The following is a 20,971-nucleotide window of genomic DNA, read 5'->3' on the forward strand; positions in this document are numbered from 1 at the left end:
ATGCTCCGGAGCCGCCGAGACCGGCGCCGTGACGAACGGGGGGCGACGGGGGTCCTCGTCGCGCTCGTGATGGCCCCCGTGCTGGTCGTGTCGGCCGCCTTCGCCGTCGATCTCGGTCAGCAGCGGGTGGTGCGCGGAGACATGCAGGCCGTCGCCGACGTCGGCGCCATGGATCTTGCGCGCCGGCTCGACGGCAGCACCGCGAGCGGCTACCAGGCTGCCGACTTCACCACGGCCCTCGCCGAGAGCATCAAGCGGAACGACGACAGCTACGGTGACCGGCTCACCTCCGCGCCGTGCGCGTTCCCACGGGCCAAGGACTCGGTCGCGGTCCCGGGCGAGGTCGGTGCCTGCTGGGAGTTCGTGAAGACAGGCGCCAACGGATGGACGCGCACGACCAGCAGCTCAGATATTCCGGAAGCGGTCAGGGTCTTCACCAAGTCGAAGACCGGCTTCGCGTTCGGCGGCGTCACCGGCATCCGCTCGGGGGGAGCCTTCCGCCAGGCCGTGGCCAGCGCGGAGACGTCCGCCTGCTTCGCGCTGGGCTCCTATGCCGCGCAATTGCGCTCGGGAGACTCCGCCCTCCTCGGGCCGCTCCTGGGCGATACTCTGGGGCTGGGAGCAGTCGGTTACCAAGGCCTGCTCAACCTGGACGCAACGGTTCCGCTCGTGGACATCGCCATCGCACTCGATGCGGGCACGGCTGACGAGCTCGCCGACACCAGCGTCACCCTGGGGGACTTCTACCTCGCGGTCGCGGAGGCGCTGAAGAAGAACGGCGACGCGGTCAGCGCGAAGTTGATCGAGGATGCCGTCGCACTGGGCATCACCCAGCTACCGCCGATCAAGGTCGGCGACATCATCGGCCTCGCGCAGGGAGCGGATGCCGCCCTGAGCAGCGAGATCGACGTCCTGGACCTGATCACGACGTCCGCGCTGATCGCCAACGGCACCAATGCGGTCTCCTTGCCCGACCTGGGCGTCAACAGTCTGCCCATCCTCGGCACCGCCTTCACCAGTTCCTTGAACATCATCGAGAAGCCCCAGACGGCCTGCGGCGGAAAGGGGACCGTCCAGGAGACGTCGCAGATCGACCTGGATCTGACCGGCACGGTCGCCAACCTCAACACGTCCGCCTTCCCGCTGCTCGGCCCGCTGCTCGGCGCCCTCGCCGACGTCAAGGTCGGGCTGGGGGCGACGCTGGCCCTCGACGGGGCGTACGGAAAGGCGACGCTCACCGATCTGAGCTGTGCCCCGCCCATGATGAAGTTCGGTATGCAAGGGGCGCTCGCCAAGACGACGCTGAACGTCCCGGTGGTGATCACGGCCAACCTCCTCGGCGCGCTCGGCGTGAAGGTGGCCGAGGTCCGGATCGGCTTCATCGCCAGGATCAACAACCCCGCCGGTCCGCTCTCCCAGCCGGAGATCACCCTCGAGTTCCCGCCGAAGCAGTACAACGTTCCGTACGCGGCAGGCTCCTCGGCGCTGGGCCTGCAGGAAGCCGACATCAGCCTCGACTACAACCCAGCCGTCTCCTCGACGAAGTACGTCTCGACCCACATCCTGCTGCCACTCCTCGGCTATCTCGTGGATCCGATCGTCAATGCGCTTCTCGGCAACATCATGCCGATCGCCACGGCCGTCCTGAGGCCGCTGGTGACCGGACTCAACAACCTCGTCCTCGGGCCGTTGGGCGACCTGACCGGTCTGTCGGTGGCCGGGGTCGACGTACTGGGGCTCAAGAAGCCCCGTTGCGGACGGCCGTCGCTGCGCGGCTGAACGCCGCGCCTCCGGCCGGTCCGGCGACGATCGTCATCGGGGTGACCTGGGTGGCCCGGCGTCCCACCACCACCTCTGGTCACGGCCAGTGCCCTCCGATGTCCACAGGGGGCCGCTCGGAGCCGGTGTTCCCCAGGGGCTTCTCGGCATGGTGCCGGACGTCGCCACTGCGGGCGACGCTGGCCACATGACGACAGCACAGGCACGCCAGGCGATCGGCGCCTATGGTGAGGAGGTCGCTGCTCGCCACCTCGCTGGGCTCGGGATGAGCGTCCTCGAGCGGAACTGGCGATGCGGCGAGGGCGAGATCGACATCGTTCTGCGCGACGGTGCGACCCTCGTCGTGTGCGAGGTGAAGACACGCACCTCGACCGTGGCCGGCACTCCCCATGAGGCCATCACGGACGTCAAGCTCGAGCGCCTCAAGCGACTGGGCGAGAGGTGGGCGGCTGAGCGGGACGTGCGCCCCGACGGGATCCGCATCGACCTCGTCGCCGTCCTCCGACCGCGGCAGGGGCCAGCGGTCGTCGAGCACGTGCCGGGGCTCGCCTGATGCCTTTCGCGACCGCCTGCTGCGTGGCGCTCGACGGCGCCGTCGGGCACCTCATCGACGTCCAGACCGACGTGTCGGCCGGCCAGCCCACGACGGTCGTGGTCGGCCGTGCCGACGCGCTCCTGCGCGAGGGCGTCGACCGGGTCCGGATGGCGATCAGCAACACCGACCTGCGCTGGCCTGCGACCAAGCGGTGCACCTTCCTGTTCTCGCCGGCCGACCTCCGCAAGTCGGGCACCCACTTCGACCTGGCGATGGCGGTCAGCCTGCTCGCGGCCGACGGGCAGCTGGAGCCTCCCTGGCTCGACCGGACCGCCTTCATCGGCGAGCTGACCCTCGCGGGTGGGCTTCGGCCCGCGCTGGGAGTGCTGCCGATGGCGTTGGCCGCAGCCGCGGGCGGGGTCCGCCGGATCTACGTCCCCGAGCCTCAGGCCGCAGAGGCGACGATGGTGCCCGGTCTCGAGGTGATCGGCGTCCGCTCCCTCGGGCAGGCGGTCGCCTCGCTGAGCGGCGACGAACCACCCGACGCCCCTCCGGTCGCCGCGGCCACCGGGCTCCGGTTGATCACCTGGCGGGGCGACGAGCGGCTCGACGAGCTCGACCTCGCCGACCTGCGGGGGATGGCCGAGGAGAAGTACGCCGTCGAGATCTCCGCGGCGGGCGGTCACCCGGTGCAGCTCTCGGGGCCGAAGGGATGCGGCAAGACCAGCCTGGCCGAGCGAATGCCCACCATCCTCCCCGATCTCACACCCGAGGAGTCGCTGGAGTCGACCGCCCTGCACTCCCTCGCGGGGGTGCTGGACGCCGGGCGGGGCATGGTCGTCCGCCCTCCGTTCGCGGCGCCCCACCACGGTGCCAGCAAGGTCAGCGTGGTCGGGGGCGGCTCCGGGCGGGTGCAGCCCGGTGAGATCAGTCGGACCCACTGCGGCGTACTCCTCCTCGACGAGTTCCCGCTGTTCCGCACCGACGTCATCGAGGCCCTGCGACAGCCGCTCGAGAACGGCGACATCACGATCGCCCGCCGCGACGAGTCGGTGACGCTCCCCGCCGGCTGCATCCTGGTGCTGGCGAGCAACCCGTGCCCCTGCGCCTAGATCACTGGATCTCAGGAATCACTGAGGTTGTGTCGGGCCGTCGTCCTAGTGTCCGCGGCATGACGGAGCTGACCGACACCGAGCAGAAGATCCTGACCTTCGAGCGGCAGTGGTGGAAGTACCCAGGCGCCAAGGAGTCCGCCGTGCGCGAGGAGTTCGGCATGAGCGCGACCCGCTACTACCAGGTCCTCAACGCCCTGATCGATCGCCCCGAGGCGCTCGCGGCCGACCCGATGCTGGTGCGGCGTCTGCGTCGGCTGCGGTCTCAGCGTCAGCGGCAGCGGTCGGCTGCACGGCTGGGGTTCGAGCTCGACGGGTCGTAGGTGGCGGAGGAGGGCCAGGGGGGCGGCGTGAGGGGACATCGGCCGCTCCGGCCAGTGGTCAACTTGTCACGTGACTGCCAAAGCAGCGCCCCTCGTCATGCCAAGCTGTGACGGCCACGCTCCAGGCTCCTCGGCTTCTGTACCTTCACCCCGTGTCGACCGAGCCGGACTTCCCGAGCAAGAACCAGATCACCAAGGCTGGGAAGTACCTCCGCGACTGCGTCCGCAAGACGATCGCCACTGAAGACGTCGACCTGGATCGCTACTTCCGCTCGATCGACATCGTCACGATCTTCCGCGAGGCGCACGGCTACCCGATGACCAAGGTCCGCAGCGGGCTGGCGAGCATGATCAACACCGAGAGCATTGACGCCGCGCTCTCGCAGCGCCACAAGCGAGTGCCCAGGATCGTGCGCAAGCTCGTTCGGATGGGCGACACGAATCTGTCCCGTCTCGAGGACATCGGGGGCTGCCGCATCGTCGTCCAGTCGCCGCAGGACATGGACGCGATCTGCCGCCGCATCCGGAAGAACTGGACCTCGGCCTTCACTCGTGATCCCCGGGACTACATCGCGAGCCCCAAGGACATTGGCTACCGCGCTCGACACTTCGTAGTTCGTCGCGACGAACGGGCGATCGAGATTCAAGTCAGGACCGTGGGGCAGCAGCGTTGGGCGGATGCCGTCGAGGCCATTGACGGTCGCCTTGGCCTCAAACTCAAGGACGGCGAGGGCCCCGAGTCGCTACTGGAGAACTTCCGGATCGCCGGCGAGCTCATCTACCGCCAGGAGTTCGGCGTGCCGCTGGACGACGAGCTGATCCAGCGCCTGCACGCCAGCAACGACCGCGTGATCGCGGAAGGCTACTACACCCGTTGACAGGTTGATCTACACTCACAACATGCCTGTTCTCGTCAACTTTCTCCTCGTGTACAGCTACGACGAGCAGCGACTGATCGACAAGTGCGAGTTCTTGGACGCGCGCGAGGCGGCCGCTGCGTACCGGGAGGCCGAGGAGACCTATCGAGGTCGCTCGGACAAGTTCGAGGTTGTCCTGGTGGGCGCCGACAGCATCGACACGATCAAGCGGACTCACGGACACTACTTCCTGGAGCCGTCCGAGCAGGTTGCCTTCGGCGACCTGCTCGCCATGTGACCTAGTCCTCGACCCTGACCCCGAGCAGCAGCCACCCCTCGGGGATCTCGCCACGGACCTGCTCCATGCCGCTCTCGTAGTCGTCGGCCTCGACGGACCACCGGATGATCTCCCACTCGCCGGTGAAGTCGTGGGGTGTGCGGGGGCGTCGGGCGGCGTGGATGATCACTCCCTGACCTTACGTCGTTCGAACATCTGTTCTAGCATCGGTTGATGCGTGACTACCCTGGCCGCCGGTACCCGCCGGCTCCGTACCCGCCGAGGTCGGAGATGCTCCGGCGCTATCGAGACGGCTGGGACGACGGGTGGAACGACCTCGCGAAGAGGGGTGGGCGGATCACCCTGGAGCGGGAGCGCGAGATGGAGGACGGCCCGCGGCGGCACGGCTACCGCGACGGCGTGATGGCTCGGCTGGCCTACGAGCAGGCATGGCGCCGGAGCGAGGCTGAGGCGCGTCGTGAGGCCCGTGAGGAGATGCTGCGGCGGCTGCCGGCGGAGGATGCCTACTGACGTCGGTCTCGCATCGACCAGCCGATGGCGGCGGCGAGGTGGGTGACGACGAACAGGGCGTCCATGGGGCGAGTCTGCCCCGGATGCACGAAAGCCCGCCCCTCCCGAAGGAGAGGCGGGCTGTGTCGTTTCGCCACCGGCGACCAGCTGGTCGTCGTAGGGTCACGCGCATGAAGCTGTGGCTGCTGGCGGTGGTCGGCGCGGGGATCTTCGGGTGGGCGCTGCTGGCCCGCTACGACGCGTGGGCGCTGGTGCTGGCGGCCGGCATGGCGGGGCTGGTCGCGGCCGCGGCGGTCGTGGCGCCGCGCCGGTCTGCCTGACCTCGCCGGGCGCGGGCCGGGTCAGCTGTCGAGGATGGCCTGGGCGTAGGCGCCGCCGAGCCACTTCGCGCCGGCGGTGTTGAGGTGGCCGTAGGCGTCGCCGGTGAAGCCCCGGCCGGCGAGGACGTTGTAGCCGCCGGTGAGGAACTGCATGTCGATCATGGGCCAGCCGTGGTCGAGGCACATGGTCATGCAGGCGGTCCACCAGGCGAGGTAGTCGGCCTCGTCGACGCCGAACGCCGCGCTGCCGGCGGCCTCGGGGCAGATGATGATGTCGGTGTCGGTGTGGGCCCAGGCCGCGGCGATCGTCTCGAACGCCGCCCGGAGCTCGGCTGGGGTCCGGTCGTTCTTGAGGTCGTTCCCGCCGAGCATGATGATTACCGCGTCGGGTCGGGCGCCGAACGAGTTGGTGTGGTCGGTGTAGGTGGGGAGCATGTTGCCGTACCCGGAGCTGGTGTCGGCCCAGCAGTCCTGACCGACCCCACTGGCTTTCGCGCCGCCCTGGGCGACGTTGTGGACCCGGATCCCGGCGGACCGGGTGTAGACCTCGGCGCCGGCGAGGTAGAGGTCGGTGTCGCCGATGGTGATCGTGATCGTGTGGGTGCCGTACGTGACGTTGCGGGTGTAGCGGCGGGGGATGAGGGCGGTGTTGGGCACGCTGGTGGGGGCGCCGCCGTCGACGGAGATGGTGAAGGATCCGCCGCCGATGGTCATGATCGCGACCGCGTCGCCTGGCTGGTCGGACGCGAAGGTGACGGTGCGGCCCTTGCCGCGCACGTAGTGGCCGCCGGAGGTCCACCCGGAGCCGAGGGTGGTGCCGCCCCAGCGGTCGTCGGCGGTCGACAGCGGGCCGTGGGCGCGGACGTACCCGGTCCCGCCCAGGGGGAGACCGAGGGCGTCGTTGAGGGCGTCGCGCATCATCAGCGGCCAGGCGTGCAGCCTGTCGGCGGTGATGCCATACGGGGGGAGGTGGTTGAGCCAGGTCCAGCCCTCGGAGATGGAGTCGCCGGCGATCACCAGGTGCGCCGGCGCTGCCGCGGCGCCGGCGATCGCGCCGGCGAGGTTGGCCGTGTTGCCCGGCGTCCAGTTGAACGCACCGGTGGCGACGTTGAACTTGGCCTCGTGGCCGGGCGGGCAGTAGGAGGGTACGGCGCGGGCCGCGATCGACAGGTCGGGCGAGAGGCGCGCGAGGGGCTGCTCGACGCCGCCGTCGTCGACGATCGAGGGGACGTGCCGCACCGGGGCCCCGGCGCCGTCGATGAGGTCGATCCCGAGCAGGTAGGTCGGCTGCCCGTCGTCGCCGATGACCTGCCCGTAGTGCAGGAAGTAGCTGATCGCGATCTGACCCCGCGCACCGGCGCCGCCGGGGTACCTGCTCGAGGACCGGTTGGCGCCGCCACCGCCGCCACCAGCTGGCGCGACGCCGGGCTGCCCGCCACCGGCGTTCCCGGTGTTCGCGCCGTCACCGCCCGCGCCGCCGTTCGGGGGCGCCCCGTTGCCGCCAGCGCCACCGTCGGCAGTATTCGCGGCCCGGCCGAGACCGAGCCCGCCCCGGTTGATCGTGGTGCCGACACACGATGCGGTGCGGTCCGAGCCCGTGGGCCCGTTGACGGTGGTCGCGCCGAGCCCGCCGACGGCCCTGAGCACGACCGTGCCGGTCGCGAGCCGGCGGATGATCATGTCCCCGCCGGCCGTGCCGGGGTTCGTCGACGCCGGACCGCCCGGCCCGCCGGCGGGAATGACGAGCTCGTAGTTCTCGCCGGCGACGACATCGCCGATCGCGGAGGCGTAGTAGCCGCCCTCGCCACCGGCGCCACCGGAGGACAGCGCGGTGGCCGCGCGGCCGCCACCGCCGCCGGCGTAGCCCTCCATGAACACCCGCCCGCTGGCGGGCGCGGTCCAGACGACGGTGTCGGGAGCGTCGTAGAGGTCGACGTGGAGGCCGGGCTCGAGGTCGGTGACGTACTCGACGGTCCAGCCCGCGTCGCCGCCCGCGCCGCCGTCCCCGGAGGTCGAGCCGTACCCGCCGCCCCCGCCGCCGCCCGGGCCGGTGCCGGGCTTCCCGTCGGGGTCGCCGCCGACACCCCCGGCCCCGCCGGGCCCGCCGCCGGAGGGCGCCTCTGCGCCGTGGCCGCCCTGGTAGCGGTTGGAGCCGCCGTTGCCGTACGCCGCGCCGGCCCGGCCGGGGGAGACGAAGTCCCCGATGCACGCGTCGGGGTCGCCGGGGGCGCCGCCCTGGGTGAGGGTCGCGGCCCCGCCCGGGGCGGCCTGGAGGATCGTGACGCCGGCAAGCTTGATCGTCAGCGGCGCACCGGCGGACCCAACGCCGGCGTTGGGGCCGCCGGCCGGGCCCGTGGGGGCGACGCCGGTGTAGATCTCCCCGGCGGTGACCGTCCGGCGGACCAGGACCCTGGGGGCGGACCCGCCGCCGCAGCCGCCCGCGACGAGGTTGCGGCCGCCGGAGCCGGGGCCGCCCGGGCCCCAGCCGAGGAACACGACCGTCCCGGTGGTCGGTGCGGTCCAGGCGTTGGTGCCGGCACCGAAGGCGGTCACAGCGTCGTCCTCACGTCGCGGGCCTCAGGACGAGGGTGCCTGGCGCGAGGCCGCCGGGCAGCGGGTCACCGGCCGGTACGACGGTGATCGGGTACGGGTCGATCCCGTCGGCGCCCGGGGTGCCGGCGGGGCCCTGGACGCCCTGCGGGATCTCGAACGCGAAGACCGCGGCCGTCGGCGTGCCGGTGTTGGTGACCGTCGCGGGCGCGGTGGAGGCCACGGTCGTGACGGTGCCCGGCGCGATGGTCGCCGCGGTGCCCGCCGCACCGGTGGGGCCGGTGGCGCCCGTTGCGCCGGTCTCGCCCTGGAATCCCTGCAGGCCCTGGATGCCCTGCTCGCCGCGGTCGCCCTTCACGCCCTGGGCGCCGGTGGCGCCTGTTGCGCCGGTGGCTCCGGTGGCGCCCGTCGGGCCGGTCTCGCCCTGGATGCCCTGCGGGCCGCGAAGGTTCCCGACCAGCGTCCAGGCGCCGGCCTCCTTGGCGTACACGTCGCCCGTGATCGGCTGCAGGCACCGCTCGCCGTCGGCGCCGACCTCGGGGTCGGGCACGGTGTGGCTGATCAGCCACTGCACCGGCCCGGGCGCCCCGTCGGCCCCGTCGGCTCCGTCGGCGCCGTTGGCGCCGGGAGCACCAGGAGCGCCGTCGGCCCCAGCCGGGCCGGTCGCACCAGGTGCCCCGGGAGCGCCGGGCGCCCCGTTGACCCCGTCGATGCCGTCGCGGCCCGGGGGCCCAACCATCGACCGGTCGACGATCACACGGGGGTAGAGCGGGTCAGCCATCGGTCAGCCTCCGATCAGAGCGTTCAGGACGGGCATGGGGGCAGGGGGTCACGGTGTGACGGTGGTGGGCAGGTAGACGACGCCCTTGCCCCGCGCGAGGACGAACGGCTGGCCGGGCTGCTGCGGGTCGGTCAGCGACACGTCGGCATACACGAACGCCTTCGAGGCCATTGGCCGGTACGCCGTGGTGGGCGCCAGCGTCGCGGTGAAGCCGGCGTCCAACTCGAGCGCGACCATGCCAGTGCCGAGGACTATGGCTCCGTCGCCGGTGCCAGCGTTGTTGAGCACTGCGAGCTGTGTGCCGGTGCTGTCGCGGAGCACGCAGGTCGCGACCCAGCCCGGCTCGTCGAAGATCATCGCGCGGCCGGTGTTGCGGTCCTTGGCGCTGAGCTCGTGGCGCCAGAGGTGGCCGACGGGGATGTCGAAGTAGAACTGGACGCCTGCGTACATGCGCTACTCGGCGGGGCGGTTGGGGACGCCGAACACCGCGCCGATCGCGACCACTGTGGCGGGGATGATGCCGCACCACTCGACGCCGGAGACGTTGCCGTCGGCGAGCGCGGTGCCGAGGGCGCCGCAGAACGCGACAGTGCCGGCGACGACGGCCTTGGCGTAGGGCTTGAGGTTCTTCATGCTGCTTCCCGTCCTTCGATGGAGTGGTGGTCGGACCCGCGGCGCGGGCCCTTCTTGCCGACCAGGTCGAGGTCGGTGACGAGGTAGTCGATCGGCGTGCCGGTGCGGACGATGTCGGCGTCGATCCGGTCGGCCAGGAGCCGACGCACGGAGAGCTCGTCGACTGCGACGGAGGAGCAGTTCCAGTCGCCGAGGAACAGCACATGCGTGGCGCCGTGGCGCTTCGCGAGGCGGCGGGCCATACGGCGCAGCCGACGCAGGTACCGACGCCAGGACCGGGCGTTGCCGCGGTCGTAGCCCCACGGGCCGTGGATCGATGCGACGAGGGTGCGGTGGACCTGACCGGCGACGTCGAGGTCGGCCACGCCCCACGGGATCCCGCGGCCGGGCCACCGGATCTTGAGCCGCGGCCCGGTCCACGGTGCGCGGACCAGCGCGACGCCCTGCGCGTACACGGGCACGTCGTCGCGGAACAGGAGCACGCTGGAGTCCATGCCGCGGCCGGCCGTCGGCTTGGCGTGGATCGGCGGCCGATAGCCCTCCTCCTTGGCGGCGTCGTCGATGAGGTCGAGGTAGCCGCCGGCCTCCTGGAGCGCGACGACCTGCGCGCGCCGCCTGAGGTGCTTGCGCAGCGCCCGCCGTACCCGTCGTCGGCGGCGCCCGACGAGGAGGTTCGCGGACAGCGCGACCGGCCGGCCGGGTCGGGCGGCGCGGCGTAGCAGCTGCCGGGCGCCGGCCCAGGTGCGGCGGATCACCGCTTGTTGACGCGCTTGTAGTCCGCGATCGCGTCGCGGATCTTCGCGGCCTGCTTGGCGCCGGCGCCGACGAGGGCGGCCTTGCCGGCCTTGATCGCCTCGCGGACCTTCTTCGGGCGGCGCTTCTTCCGGGCCGGCTTCGGGTCCCAGTCCCGCTCGGTGAGCCACTCGTAGATGTCCGGGCCGGGGCAGTCGGTCGCCTTGTGGTCGCGGTGGCCGTTGACGAGTAGACCTGCGCCGCCGGCGCGGCGGAGCCAGTCGACGGCCGCGATCATGCCGCCCTTCCCGGCGTCGGTGAAGCCGTCGCGCTCGCCGCCGAGGTAGCACACGGCGTACCAGTCGTCGTTGTCCTCGGTGTTGCCATTGGCGGCGGACTTCACGCCGGGGCCGCGGCCCTCGTAGATCACGCCGTGGGGGCACACGACCGCGTTGTAGGCGATGTCGGCCCAGTCGCGGCTGTCGCGGTGGAACGCCTGGATCGACTGCACCTTGTCGACGCAGCGGCCGTGGGGGAATACGCCCATGTGCGGGCCCTCCCAGTGCAGGGTGACGCCCTTGGTCGCGCCGATCGGGTGGCTGGCCCGGGTCGCGCCGCGGGCTCGGGTGCTCCACTGGGCGTAGGGGACGACGGTCATGGCTTCTCCTGTCGGTTTTCGAGCGCTGCAAGGCGGGCGTGCACGCCGGCGTCGGTGGCCGCGGCGCTGGTGAGGTGGGCGTCGAGCTGGCCGCCGATCCGGGAGACCTTCTCGTCGGTGTGGGCCGACGACGCCTTCACATCGGCCAGGTCGGCGCGGGCGGTCGTCACCTGGGCACGGATCACCGTGACGTCGCCGCGCATCGCGACGACCTGGGCCTGCAGCTTGTCGAGGTCGTCGCGAAGGTTGGTGTCGTGGGTGTTGGCGACCTGCTCGTGCGTGGCGGCCAGAACCCGGCCCTGCCGGCGCTGGACGAGGAGGATCAGCACGGGGCCGATGACGCTCGAGATCAGGATGCCGAGGACGGAGGCGACGGCTGGGTCCACAGGGTTGCTCCTCGCTGTGCGGTGGGGCTGGTCGAGCCGGCGGGGTGCCGTGGGTGGTCAGCCGGGGGTTGTCAGTCGGCGGTGGCCATGGCTTCCTCCATGACCTGCTCCCAGGTCCGCGCGGCCAGCCCGATCGGGTTGACCTGGATCTCGCGACGCCCGGGCCGCCAGACGGTCTCGTCCACCAGCACGTTGATCTCGGCCGCGACGCCGCGGGGGTCGCGCTGGTCCATGACCCGCAGTGCCTGCCCAGGCCGGACCATCGAGAGGTCGGCCCACAGGCCGCCGGTGTCGATGACCTGCCCGGCCCGTAGCGTGAGGCCGTTCGACCAGCCGGTCCGGCCGGCCAGCGCACGCCGGTACATGCCCTCCGCGCGGTCGAGAGCGTCGGTGGGCGTGATCGGCCCCAGCTGCACGATCGACGCCTTCCGCTCGATCCCGTTCCTGGGCGTGGCGCCGGGGTAGGAGACGGTGTGGTGCACGCCCCCGGCGGTGGAGTCGGCGAAGCGGAGGAAGACCCGGTCGGTCACGTTGTCGCTGGCGACGCCGAGCTCGGTCGCGCCGGGCAGCACGATCCAGGCGGTGGCGTCCTCGTTCTCGGTGCGCTGGTCGACCAGGCCTTCGGGGGTGACGTACCACTGGATGGTGGTGGAGGTCTCCCCGGACAGCTTGACCGAGCGGGCGTCGAGGAGGTCGACCAGCTTGCCCGGGTCGGGGTCCGAGGTAGTCGGGGTGCCCTCGGGCCCGGCGACGGGGTCGTTGCCGAAGTCGCGGCCCCGGAGCCAGCCGGTGACGCCCCGCACGCCGGCGTAGTCGAGGGCGGTGTTCGGCCTGGAGGTGACGGCGCCGCCGGCGGTGAGGCACTCGGCGCCCTCCCCGGCGCGGGCGATCCCGATCGCGGAGAAGGTGCCCGAGTTCCAGTCCGGTTCGTCGTGGATGCCGGACCATCGGAGTCGGGTGCCGGCGTAGGCCTCGACCAGCGCGCCGCGGCGGAAGAGCTCGGGCCGGTCTCCCGGGGGCAGGGACATCGTCCAGGACGCGGCCCAGTTCCCGGGTCGCCGGTCGGTGATCTCGATGTCGCCCCAGGGGACGACGGTGTCGAGAGAGATCCCGTCGACGTACAGGGTGACGTCGGCCTGGTCGTAGGCGCTCACGCGGCGGGCTCGGGCAGTGCGGGGCCGGGCTCCTGCGCGTGGGTGCGGTGGTAGCGCAGCGAGCAGGGCGCGTACTTGGCGAGGTCGGTGGCGGTGAAGATGTGCAGCAGCCCGGGCGGGAAGCGGTGGCGCCCGAGCCGGGTGAGGCGGGAGATGTCCTGGCTGCCGAACCCGACCCATGTCCCGACAACGGCGTAGCGCGGTGCGCCCAGCTGCGGCGACTGGATCTCGATCCCGGAGAGCTGGTGCGCCGAGGGCTCGTGAACGAGAGTCACGGCCCCGTTGCTTGCGTCAAGAAGCCAGCCCTCGTCGAGGGTGACAGCCGAGCCCCCGACAGGCATCGAGATGGTGACCTCGACCTTGTGGGTGGTCAGGCCCTGCACCTTGATGATGGGCATCTGCATGCTCGCGAGGGTGTGGATCTTCCACGGATCGGCGCTGCCGTTGCGCAGCAGGATGTCGCCGCTGCGGACGACGTCCGATCCGGGGACGTCTGACCCATCGGTCGCGACGAGTCGAGCCGTCCAGTAGACGCGGGCGGTGCCGGTGAACTGCAGCCTGGCGTTGAGGTCGTAGGTGGCCTCAGCGAGCCGGCTGACCGGCACGAGCCACGTCGTGGGGCTCGCGAGGGTGTTCCGGGAGCCGGAGATCGTGGCTGGGTCCGGGGTCACCGGCGCCGATGTCGCCCGCAGCTGGCGCAGCGGGATCGCTTCGGACTGACCGGTGTAGATCAGCGCTGTCGACCCGAGAAGCGGCGAAGTCCCGGCGTCGAGGGTGATGGCGGCGCCGGTGGGACCCGACCCCTCGATCGTGATGGTCCGCGCCACCTGGAAGCCGTTCGACCCGGGGACCTCGATCTGCTCGGTTCTGGCTACGTGAGCCACGTACAGAAGCAGTGACTCGTCTTCCCAGGGCTTCTCGTGGTCCCGGCCGACGTCGATCCTCATCGATTCGAAGGCGGGCATCGTCGGCTGGAAGTAATAGTCGACCCAGAGCCCGCCGAGGCTCGATGGGTGCTCGGCGATGGGGAGCCGCGGACCCGGCGAGGTTCCTCCGGGCGGCGTGAAGCTGACCTGCGGCCTGGACGGCACTCCGGACCACGCGGTGCGGGCCGTGATGCGGATGTAGGAGGTCGTGCCCATCGTGACGAGACCGGTGCGGATGGCCGTGTACCAGTAGTTGTTCGCAGAACCGCCGGTGCTGTAGACCTCGATGTATCCGCTGCCGAGGTGCAGCGTCCCAGGGCTGGTCCAGCCGGTCAGGGAGTTGCAGGCGTCGATGTCGACGGTGATCGGATCGTCGGGGTCCTCCGGCACCGGCAGCGCGGGCACGATGATCGGCTCGGGATCGCGGATCCACGTCTTGCACGTGAACTCCAGCTGGAAGACCCGCTGACGCAGGTACCGCTCGCGATGCGACCAGTCGCCCGGCACGTCCCACTTCCGCAGGAACCTCACCGCGAGCACGTCGAACGCGCCAGTCCAGGCGCCCACCATCGGCGGGGTCCACAGCAGCGCCGGCTTCTCGTCGCCGTGCACCATCGCGAACAACGCCTGCTGGGCCTGGGACATCGCCTGCCCGTCAGGGGCGGTGATCCGGATCTCCACCGTGAAGCTCCGGCGCTCCCACCCAGTCACCACTGCTTCGCCGCCGTCGACGATCAGCGACGACTCGATGAACTCGATGATGGGCACGGCGTTGCCGAAGTCCGTGGTCGCGAGGGTCTCGCACTGCCACGGGACATCCGGGTCGGTCTCGCCGCGCAGCACGAACCCGCCCCAGGTCAGCTCGGGCGCCTGGTCGAGCACCATCGTCGTCATCGGGTTTCCTCCCTCATCGGCCTCATCGGCCCAGCGCGAACTTCGGGACGTGGCCGCGGGGCTTGTCCTTCGCGGCCTTCCCTGCGCCCTTCTTCGACTCGGCGCGGGTCGCGGACTGCTCCGCGCTGTTCGATGCCGTGCTCCGGTCGATCGCCTTCTCGATCCGGTCCAGGCGCCTGTTCGCGCCCCGCAGCTCCTTGTTGGCGGCCTTCAGCTCGGTGCCGTACAGCTCGTTGCCGACCATCCCCGACACGTCGATGAGCCGCTGCTGCTTGACGCCGTAGAGCCGCTGGTACTCCCGCAGCGTCGCGTCGTCCATCCCCGCGTAGGCCTGGATGGTCGCGAGGTCGCCCTCCGCGAGGATCGCCTCCAGCGCCGGCCCGGAGAGGACCTTCTTCAGCCGGCCGGTGAGGGCGTCGAACTGGTCGATTCCCGCGATGTCGTTGCGGAGCGAGGCGTTGGGGTCGCCGGAGCCCTCGGCCCACACCGACCCGGTGTTGGGCTTCCAGATGCCCCGGTCGAGCCCCGACCGGACGCCCGAGACCAGGCTGTCGCGCCGCGAGACCAGGTCGTCGCGCTGCTGCCGCTCGGCCTCGACGGACTTCTCCGACAGCTTCAGCTGGTGGCGCAGCTGCTTGAGGCTGAGCCCGACCAGCTTGATCTCGCGGTCGGCCGCAGTCTCCAGGGTCGCGGTGGTGTAGATCGGCTGCTGCGGAAGGTTCAGGCTGCTCACCATGCCGCCAGCGGCGTACTCCCGGACCGGGCCGCGTCCGCCGAGCCCGAGCCGTCGCCCGGCCTCGGCCCAGATGTCGAGGTTCCTACGGCGCTGGGAGGGCTTCCCGCTGATGTAGGCCTCCCAGCCGGTCTCCTCCTCGCCCCAGAGGATGTTGGCGCCGCCGCGCACGATCTGGGAGACCCGTGGGTAGTAGCGGCCGTCGGCACCGAACCCGCCGCCGGCGAAGGTCCGCACGCCGCCGGACCACAGCCCACCGTCTGCCTGCTGCCCGACGCCCGGCCCGGCCTCGCCTGCAGCGAGCTTCGCGTCGCGGTTCATGTAGTTCGCGACGATGTTGATCCGGACCGTCTTGCCCTTGATGCCGGCGACCAGCGCGCGGATCTCCTCGATCCGCTGCATCGCGGCGCGACCGTCGGCAGTGATCTTGATGTCGTGCTCGTTCGGCAGTCTGCGGACGCGGTTCCCGACCTGGGCGATCGCGCCCTCCAGCACCCCAGCGCCGTCGGTTGCGGCGTAGAACGAAGCGTTCAGGTCCGCTGCGGCCTCCCGGCCGCCGGCGGCCAGCTCCTTCAGCGCCAGACCAGCCTCGGGTCCCAGCTCGTCAATGATCCGCTGGAGAGCGTCCGCGTCGGCGCCGTTCTTCAACGCGGCCTTGATGTTCTTGCCCATCTCGGCGTCGGCGCTGCCCATGTCGCGTAGCCGCTTCTGCAGGTCAGCCAGCGTTGTCTCGGGCTTCTTGATGTCCTCGGCCAGCGAGCGCATCGACTTCGCGACATCCTGGGCCCACTGCCGGAGGTCGTTCTCCTTCTTGACCCGGGCCTGCGACTCCGCCAGCTTGTCGGAGGCGATCTGCATCTCCTCGACGGCCTTCTCGGCCTCCTTGAGCTGCGCGGCGCCCTCCTCGACGTCGGAGCTGCCGAAAAGGCCCTCGAAGCCGTTCTTGATCTCGGCGCCGTTGAGGAGCACCCCGATCCCGGTGGCCGCCTGGAGCCAGTCCTCGGTGTCCATCTTGGCCTTCTCGGCGAACGCGCTCTGCTCCTGGCGCAGCTGCGCCAGGTTCGCCTGGGCCCCGGTGAGGTCGTTGGCCTCGACCGCGCTCATGGTCGCCTCGTAGGACGCGACGACGGCGTCGTTCGCGGACGCGATATCCATCAGCGCGCCCACCACGGCACCGGCGGCCGCACCCCACGGGCCGGCCATCGTGCCGAGCAGCGCGAGCGACGCGGCGTTCGTCGCTCCCATGCCGTCGGCGACACCGGAGGTGGCGATGGCCAAACCGCCGAGGGCAGCGCCGCCCTTCGCCAGGCCCGCCAGCGCCGGCTTCGATCGAGCCATGGCGGCGTTCATGCGTTCGGTCTCGGCGGTGGTGCGCGCCAGGACCTGGGTGCGGAGCGCGCCGTACTCCCTAAGGTCCCGCCCGAGCTGCCGGACGCCCGCCCCGCTGGCGCGGGTCGCGCCGAGCATCCCGCCGCCGGCCAGCGCGGTGCCGAGCGCCTGGGAGCCGGTCAGCTTGGTCTGCAGCGTCGCGGTCACCTGCAACGCGCGGTTGTAGAGCGACAGCGCAGCGAGTCCCGCGAGGATGGGCGTACCCAGGTCACTGTCGGCGACCGCACCGACGACCTTCGCGAGCGCGGTCAGCGTGTCCAGTACCGGACCGGACAGCGGAGCGGCGGCCTGCATGAGCTGCGTCAACGCGTCGGCGGCACCGACGAAGAAGTCCCCGACCTTCGGGCCCGTCTTCTCGGCGTACGCCAGGAACGACCTGATGTCCTCCCGGCCCTGGGCCGACGAGGACCACCTGTCGAGCCCGTTGGCGACGTCGACGAGCCAGTCGACGAACCGGTCGTTCGTCGAGTCGAACGTCATCCACATCTCGGCGCCAGCGTGAGCCAGCGACCCCACCAGCTGGGTCGCGTTCGCCACGGCCTGGGGGATCTCGTCGACGAGGAAGTCGAGGAACGGCTCCCACCGGTCGCTCGCCAGCGACTGCGCACTGCGTGCGATCGCGGTCCCACCGGCCCGACCGGACGCCGCGGCGAGACGGCTCAGCATCGGCTCCAGCCGCTCGAGCTGGTCGAGACTGAACGTCACCCCAGGGAACAGCTCCCCGGCGCCGGAGTCGCGGATCGCCTTCAGGACCGGGCGGATCTCCCCGAAGCGCGCGACGAACTCCCGCGCCTGAGGCGTGAGGTCCTTCAGCGCGGCCCGGGCCTCGCGGAGGTTGTCCGCGGTCGGCTCCAGGCGGGCCTTCTCGACGACCTTCAGCGCGTCCCCGACGCCCTGCAGCGCGCCGAGCATGGCGAGCGCCCCGGCGGCCCCCGCACCGAACAACCCGGCCAGGCTGGCGATGGCCGTCAGCCCGCCGGCGCCGAAGGGCAGCAGCCCGGGCCCGAGGACCGCGAGGACCTCGCCCAGGAGCTTCAACCGCCCGGAGTACTGGTCGATCGACGCCGACCCGCGCACCGCCGCGACCGAGACCCGGTCGACCTCGGTGGCGAGCCGACGCTGCGACGGCGCCACGAGGTTGGTCGTGGAGCTCAGCCGCGCGGTGGACGTCTCCAGCCGGTCGGTGGCCCGCTGGGTCGCGACGAAGTCCTGACGTGCGCGTGCAGTGGACGCGTGGATCCGGTCGAACGCGCGCTCGGTGGTGTCGCCGGCGCGCTTCATCTTGCGCTCGTACTCCGCGACCATCGCGTCGAGCCGGACGGTCACAGACCGCACAGTCGAACCCATCGAAGCACCGTCCTCTCAGGCCATCGGGGCAGCGGTCAGGCAGCCCAGCCGGCGGGCAGGTCGCGGGGCCGGTCGAGATCCCGGTCCAGATCGAGCTGCGGGAGCGGGTTGGCCTGGTAGTCCCGGTCGTGGTTCAGCACGTGGAACTCGACCGGCTTCACCGGCTCCTTCGAGCCCTCGTTCGCGGCCCGCTTCAGCGCGGTGCAGGCGTGACAGATCACCGTGTCCGCTATGCCGTACCAGCCGTCGTTCGCCGGGTGGTGGGCGAGCGCCTTCGGCTGCCCGCACTCCCCGGGGCACAGCGAGCCGAGGTAGCGCTGGTAGGCCATCAGCAGCGCCCGGTCCAGGTCGGTCCAGACCGGCTCGGTCACCGTGCGGGCGAGCCGGCCCTCCTCGTCGTAGTGGTGGTACGACGTCGTCATCCGTCCCCGCAGGGCCGACGGCGGCGTCCGGAGCTGCAGGGCCAGCGCGAGCTCGTCGCGCGCCGTCTGGGAGCCGGGGCGCGCGAGGAGCGTGGCTAGAAAGGGACGGACACGCCCCCCTCTGTGTTCATCTCCCACGTCGACCGCGCGAGCTTCTCCAGCGCGGGCGCTCCGAACTTCTTCCGCAGCGCGGCGACCTTCTCCACCGACGCCGCGGGGGAGACCAGCGACGCGGCGAGGAGCTCGTTCCACATCGCCATCGGGTACGGCGCTTTGGCGGCGAGCTCCTTCTTCCACTTCGCCTCGAACTCGGCCCAGGCGTCGCCGTTCATCTGGCGCAGCAGCACCTTGCGACCCGATGCGATGTACTCGCGGCGCTTGGCCTGCCGCTCCTCGATGAGCGCCTCGACAGAGCGGCCGTCGGCCGATACGGGGCTGTCGCCGACGGCGCTCTCGTCGAGCTCCGACTTCGGCGCGGCGCCGGACGTGAGCCGCTGGATCTCGAAGTCGAGGGCGTCGAGCTGGGCCTCGAGGTGGGGCTTGGTGTAGAGGATCTCGGTGCGCTCGGCCAGGATCGCGGCGCCGCTGAGGACGGCGTCGAGGTCGAGGTACTCGGTGACGGCCGGCTCCGGCTGCTCTGCGGCGGCCGCGGAGGGGATGTCGGCGGTCATGGGGTCGGTCTCGGCGTGCTGGGTCACGGTGTGCTCCTAGGCGTGAGGACGGTGAGGACGGGGTGCGAGGACGGGGTGCGAGGACGGGAGGTGCACGGGGAGTGCTGTGGTGGGCCGGTGGGGTGGCGGGCGGTCCTCACGACGCCCGCCACCCCGGATCGAGGGCCCTGCCAGCCCGAGCGGCAGATCAGCCGGGGATGGAAGTGACGGCCTTGATGTACGGCCAGGCGCGCTGCACCTGACCGGGCACCCGGGACTTGATGTAGCCGCCGGCCTCCTGCGGGGGCTGCGGGGTGTCGGTCAGCACCTCGGCGCCGTAGCGGATCTCGTCGTCCTCGGCCCACGCCTCGGCGGACTTCTTCGCGGTGAGCCGCGAGTACACCCACACGATCGTGCCCTTTACCTTCAGCGCGGCGAAGGTGGTGTCGGCGGTGGCGTCGGCCTGGCCCGGGGTCGCGGTCGCGAAGTGCCGGAAGATGGTCGCGCCGAACTGGCCGTTGGAGCGGCCGTAGGACTGGGCGTTGGAGTCCTCGCAGACGGCGGGCTCCGCGAAGGTATCCGAGTCGGTGGGGCCGAACGTCCAGTCGGACGCGAGGATGGCGCACGAGGCGTCGATGCCGGCGTTGAGCTCGGCGACAGTGGGCTGGCTCGGGTCCTCGGGCTGGGTGGTCAGGACGGCGATCTTCTCGTGGCCGTCGGCGAGGCTGCGCATTTTCTACTCCTTCTCCCCGGCGGCCGGGGGCTTGCTGCCCGTCGGCGGGATGCCGGCGGGGGGCTTCGGGGCGGGCGCCTGCTCGGCGGCTCGGGCGCTGGGGGTCTTCTCGAAGTCGCGGCTGAGCACGGGGTGGTCGAGCCAGTGCTCGGGCACCCGCTGCTTGCGGCCGGTCGACTTCGCGTAGACCTCGACGAATCCGTCCATGACGGGGTCCTCCTCGGTGGTCGGGGCGGTGATGGATGGGCCGCTGCCTGGGGGAAGCAGGCAGGGCGGATCGCCCGGCGCCGGGGAAGGTGCGTCGGGAGACAGAGGGGTGGCGGGGGCGGCCCGCAGGGGGTCAGGTCGCGGTGGCGGTGAGCCGGTACTGCAGCGGGACCTCGAACCGGACCGGCTGCACGGTGTCGAGGCGGCGCGGCGGGGGCGGCTCGTACCCGAGCGGCGGCTCCAGGACCCCGACCGCGACCCCGTTGACGACGGGCGACCAGCGGAACAGCCAGGAGTGAACGCGGTCGACCAGGGCCAGCACGTCGTCACGGAAGGGCGCGACGCAGATCAGGTGGACCGGCCAGTCGAGCTCATCCGCGCACCGTGCGACGTCGGGCTCGACGACCGGCCGTCCGATCCCGCCGAAGACGACGACGTACGGCGCGACCCGGCCCGACGGGTCCGGGGTGCTGGTGCCGGGGATGGTGAGCATGGGCGGCGGCTTGGGGATCTCGCCGGCGTACAACTCCACGGCCGGCAGACCGGGCATGGCCCGGAGCCGGGCGTCGACCTGCTGGGCGAGGACCAGGCGGCGGATGCTGCTCATCTCTAGCCCCTTCGCCCCGTCAGCCCAGGGTCCGGTCGGCGGCGGTGCGGAGGATGCCGCGCTCGGTGCGAGGGAGCTCGGCGTCGAACGCCGGGCCGAGGTAGGGCTGGGGGCTGATGCCGGGGTGCATGACGAGGATCCCGCGGCCGAAGGCATTCTCGATCGGGTACGGCCCGGTCGTGCCCTCCTCGACGAAGCCGCCGTACGACGCTTCGGGGCCGACCTCGTAGGAGAGGTGCCCGAGGTCGGTGCTGATCGACTCGGCCAGGTTGCCGGTGTCCTTCGGCGCGTTGACCTGGGCGCGGCCCTGGACCCGGTAGCCGCCGCGGCCGACCTCACGGTCGACGGCCGGCTCGACACGGGCGCCGGCGCTGCGGAGGTCAGCGGCGAGGTGGCGGACCTCGGACAGGTCGATGGTCACGATCACGGTCCGCC

25 protein-coding genes are annotated in these 20,971 nt (G+C 71.6%); 8 read left to right on the plus strand and 17 right to left on the minus strand.

The window, feature by feature from the left end; translation table 11 throughout:
- The 6 genes from QJ852_09695 to QJ852_09720 all read left to right on the plus strand — a co-directional run bounded on the left by QJ852_09695 (position 1) and on the right by QJ852_09720 (position 4,904).
- The gene (locus tag QJ852_09695) at positions 1-1,779 is read left to right on the plus strand and encodes a hypothetical protein (protein WGX98703.1); all 1,779 of its coding nucleotides are present in this window, start codon (positions 1-3) and stop codon (positions 1,777-1,779) included.
- Positions 1,780-1,966: 187 nt separating this feature from the next.
- Positions 1,967-2,332: a YraN family protein gene (locus QJ852_09700; GenBank protein ID WGX98704.1), complete on the plus strand. Its 366-nt coding sequence runs from the start codon at positions 1,967-1,969 to the stop codon at positions 2,330-2,332.
- On the plus strand, positions 2,332-3,426 hold the full coding sequence (locus QJ852_09705; GenBank protein ID WGX98705.1) for an ATP-binding protein: 1,095 nt from the start codon (positions 2,332-2,334) through the stop codon (positions 3,424-3,426). Before QJ852_09700 ends, QJ852_09705 begins: the two co-directional genes overlap by 1 nt.
- A 59-nt stretch (positions 3,427-3,485) precedes the next feature.
- Positions 3,486-3,749, plus strand: coding sequence for a DUF3263 domain-containing protein (locus QJ852_09710; GenBank protein ID WGX98706.1), 264 nt, complete (start codon positions 3,486-3,488; stop codon positions 3,747-3,749).
- A 152-nt stretch (positions 3,750-3,901) separates the two neighbouring features.
- Positions 3,902-4,627 (plus strand): RelA/SpoT domain-containing protein, encoded by a 726-nt coding sequence (locus QJ852_09715; protein ID WGX98707.1) that lies wholly within the window; start codon positions 3,902-3,904, stop codon positions 4,625-4,627.
- 22 nt (positions 4,628-4,649) lie between these two features.
- The gene (locus QJ852_09720) at positions 4,650-4,904 is read left to right on the plus strand and encodes a hypothetical protein (GenBank protein WGX98708.1); all 255 of its coding nucleotides are present in this window, start codon (positions 4,650-4,652) and stop codon (positions 4,902-4,904) included.
- A gap of 1 nt (position 4,905) precedes the next feature.
- On the opposite strand, the gene QJ852_09725 is transcribed toward QJ852_09720, so the two are convergent.
- A complete protein-coding gene (locus QJ852_09725; GenBank protein ID WGX98709.1) occupies positions 4,906-5,073 on the minus strand; it encodes a hypothetical protein in 168 nt (55 codons plus the stop codon).
- A gap of 44 nt (positions 5,074-5,117) precedes the next feature.
- Between QJ852_09725 and QJ852_09730 the strand changes: the two genes are divergently transcribed.
- Positions 5,118-5,414, plus strand: a complete 297-nt coding sequence (locus QJ852_09730; protein ID WGX98710.1) for a hypothetical protein — start codon at positions 5,118-5,120, stop codon at positions 5,412-5,414.
- A 170-nt stretch (positions 5,415-5,584) separates the two neighbouring features.
- Positions 5,585-5,734 (plus strand): hypothetical protein, encoded by a 150-nt coding sequence (locus QJ852_09735; GenBank protein WGX98711.1) that lies wholly within the window; start codon positions 5,585-5,587, stop codon positions 5,732-5,734.
- Positions 5,735-5,755: 21 nt separating this feature from the next.
- Here the strand turns inward: QJ852_09735 and QJ852_09740 are convergent, their stop codons facing one another.
- The 16 genes from QJ852_09740 to QJ852_09815 all read right to left on the minus strand — a co-directional run bounded on the left by QJ852_09740 (position 5,756) and on the right by QJ852_09815 (position 20,963).
- Positions 5,756-8,287 (minus strand): SGNH/GDSL hydrolase family protein, encoded by a 2,532-nt coding sequence (locus QJ852_09740; GenBank protein WGX98712.1) that lies wholly within the window; start codon positions 8,285-8,287, stop codon positions 5,756-5,758.
- Between the two features lie 10 nt (positions 8,288-8,297).
- On the minus strand, positions 8,298-9,065 hold the full coding sequence (locus QJ852_09745) for a hypothetical protein (protein WGX98713.1): 768 nt from the start codon (positions 9,063-9,065) through the stop codon (positions 8,298-8,300).
- Between the two features lie 48 nt (positions 9,066-9,113).
- Positions 9,114-9,515 (minus strand): hypothetical protein, encoded by a 402-nt coding sequence (locus QJ852_09750; protein ID WGX98714.1) that lies wholly within the window; start codon positions 9,513-9,515, stop codon positions 9,114-9,116.
- Positions 9,516-9,518: 3 nt separating this feature from the next.
- Positions 9,519-9,698, minus strand: a complete 180-nt coding sequence (locus tag QJ852_09755) for a hypothetical protein (protein WGX98715.1) — start codon at positions 9,696-9,698, stop codon at positions 9,519-9,521.
- Positions 9,695-10,453, minus strand: coding sequence for a hypothetical protein (locus QJ852_09760; GenBank protein WGX98716.1), 759 nt, complete (start codon positions 10,451-10,453; stop codon positions 9,695-9,697). Before QJ852_09760 ends, QJ852_09755 begins: the two co-directional genes overlap by 4 nt.
- A complete protein-coding gene (locus tag QJ852_09765) occupies positions 10,450-11,088 on the minus strand; it encodes a hypothetical protein (GenBank protein ID WGX98717.1) in 639 nt (212 codons plus the stop codon). The genes QJ852_09760 and QJ852_09765 overlap by 4 nt, the downstream gene beginning before the upstream one ends.
- A complete protein-coding gene (locus QJ852_09770) occupies positions 11,085-11,474 on the minus strand; it encodes a DUF2746 domain-containing protein (protein ID WGX98718.1) in 390 nt (129 codons plus the stop codon). Before QJ852_09770 ends, QJ852_09765 begins: the two co-directional genes overlap by 4 nt.
- 71 nt (positions 11,475-11,545) lie before the next feature.
- Positions 11,546-12,628: a hypothetical protein gene (locus tag QJ852_09775; GenBank protein ID WGX98719.1), complete on the minus strand. Its 1,083-nt coding sequence runs from the start codon at positions 12,626-12,628 to the stop codon at positions 11,546-11,548.
- Positions 12,625-14,448, minus strand: coding sequence for a hypothetical protein (locus tag QJ852_09780; GenBank protein WGX98720.1), 1,824 nt, complete (start codon positions 14,446-14,448; stop codon positions 12,625-12,627). Before QJ852_09780 ends, QJ852_09775 begins: the two co-directional genes overlap by 4 nt.
- Positions 14,449-14,470: 22 nt before the next feature.
- Positions 14,471-17,896 carry a hypothetical protein gene (locus QJ852_09785; protein WGX98721.1) on the minus strand — a complete coding sequence of 1,142 codons (3,426 nt, stop codon included), beginning with the start codon at positions 17,894-17,896 and terminating at the stop codon, positions 14,471-14,473.
- Positions 17,897-17,952: 56 nt separating this feature from the next.
- Positions 17,953-18,339 (minus strand): hypothetical protein, encoded by a 387-nt coding sequence (locus QJ852_09790; protein WGX98722.1) that lies wholly within the window; start codon positions 18,337-18,339, stop codon positions 17,953-17,955.
- 95 nt (positions 18,340-18,434) lie between these two features.
- Entirely contained in the window at positions 18,435-19,037 is a 603-nt protein-coding gene (locus QJ852_09795) for a hypothetical protein (GenBank protein ID WGX98723.1), read from the minus strand.
- Positions 19,038-19,197: 160 nt separating this feature from the next.
- Positions 19,198-19,722, minus strand: a complete 525-nt coding sequence (locus tag QJ852_09800) for a hypothetical protein (protein ID WGX98724.1) — start codon at positions 19,720-19,722, stop codon at positions 19,198-19,200.
- A gap of 3 nt (positions 19,723-19,725) precedes the next feature.
- Positions 19,726-19,929 (minus strand): hypothetical protein, encoded by a 204-nt coding sequence (locus tag QJ852_09805; GenBank protein WGX98725.1) that lies wholly within the window; start codon positions 19,927-19,929, stop codon positions 19,726-19,728.
- Between the two features lie 133 nt (positions 19,930-20,062).
- Complete coding sequence (locus QJ852_09810) at positions 20,063-20,536, minus strand: hypothetical protein (protein WGX98726.1); 474 nt, start codon at positions 20,534-20,536, stop codon at positions 20,063-20,065.
- A 19-nt stretch (positions 20,537-20,555) separates the two neighbouring features.
- Positions 20,556-20,963, minus strand: a complete 408-nt coding sequence (locus QJ852_09815; protein ID WGX98727.1) for an HK97 gp10 family phage protein — start codon at positions 20,961-20,963, stop codon at positions 20,556-20,558.
- Positions 20,964-20,971 lie beyond the last annotated feature (8 nt).

The sequence above is a fragment of the Nocardioides sp. L-11A genome, from assembly GCA_029961745.1.
Lineage (GTDB): Bacteria > Actinomycetota > Actinomycetes > Propionibacteriales > Nocardioidaceae > Nocardioides.

Excerpts from the sequence above, each read along its gene's own strand:
- QJ852_09705 (WGX98705.1), top strand. The coding sequence starts at position 2,332 with ATGCCTTTCGCGACCGCCTGCTGCGTGGCGCTCGACGGCGCCGTCGGG.
- QJ852_09695 (WGX98703.1), top strand. The coding sequence starts at position 1 with ATGCTCCGGAGCCGCCGAGACCGGCGCCGTGACGAACGGGGGGCGACG.
- QJ852_09805 (WGX98725.1), bottom strand. The coding sequence starts at position 19,929 with ATGGACGGATTCGTCGAGGTCTACGCGAAGTCGACCGGCCGCAAGCAG.
- QJ852_09800 (WGX98724.1), bottom strand. The coding sequence starts at position 19,722 with ATGCGCAGCCTCGCCGACGGCCACGAGAAGATCGCCGTCCTGACCACC.
- QJ852_09700 (WGX98704.1), top strand. The coding sequence starts at position 1,967 with ATGACGACAGCACAGGCACGCCAGGCGATCGGCGCCTATGGTGAGGAG.
- QJ852_09810 (WGX98726.1), bottom strand. The coding sequence starts at position 20,536 with ATGAGCAGCATCCGCCGCCTGGTCCTCGCCCAGCAGGTCGACGCCCGG.
- QJ852_09745 (WGX98713.1), bottom strand. The coding sequence starts at position 9,065 with ATGGCTGACCCGCTCTACCCCCGTGTGATCGTCGACCGGTCGATGGTT.
- QJ852_09790 (WGX98722.1), bottom strand. The coding sequence starts at position 18,339 with ATGACGACGTCGTACCACCACTACGACGAGGAGGGCCGGCTCGCCCGC.
- QJ852_09780 (WGX98720.1), bottom strand. The coding sequence starts at position 14,448 with ATGACGACGATGGTGCTCGACCAGGCGCCCGAGCTGACCTGGGGCGGG.
- QJ852_09720 (WGX98708.1), top strand. The coding sequence starts at position 4,650 with ATGCCTGTTCTCGTCAACTTTCTCCTCGTGTACAGCTACGACGAGCAG.
- QJ852_09765 (WGX98717.1), bottom strand. The coding sequence starts at position 11,088 with ATGACCGTCGTCCCCTACGCCCAGTGGAGCACCCGAGCCCGCGGCGCG.
- QJ852_09730 (WGX98710.1), top strand. The coding sequence starts at position 5,118 with ATGCGTGACTACCCTGGCCGCCGGTACCCGCCGGCTCCGTACCCGCCG.
- QJ852_09735 (WGX98711.1), top strand. The coding sequence starts at position 5,585 with ATGAAGCTGTGGCTGCTGGCGGTGGTCGGCGCGGGGATCTTCGGGTGG.
- QJ852_09750 (WGX98714.1), bottom strand. The coding sequence starts at position 9,515 with ATGTACGCAGGCGTCCAGTTCTACTTCGACATCCCCGTCGGCCACCTC.
- QJ852_09755 (WGX98715.1), bottom strand. The coding sequence starts at position 9,698 with ATGAAGAACCTCAAGCCCTACGCCAAGGCCGTCGTCGCCGGCACTGTC.
- QJ852_09710 (WGX98706.1), top strand. The coding sequence starts at position 3,486 with ATGACGGAGCTGACCGACACCGAGCAGAAGATCCTGACCTTCGAGCGG.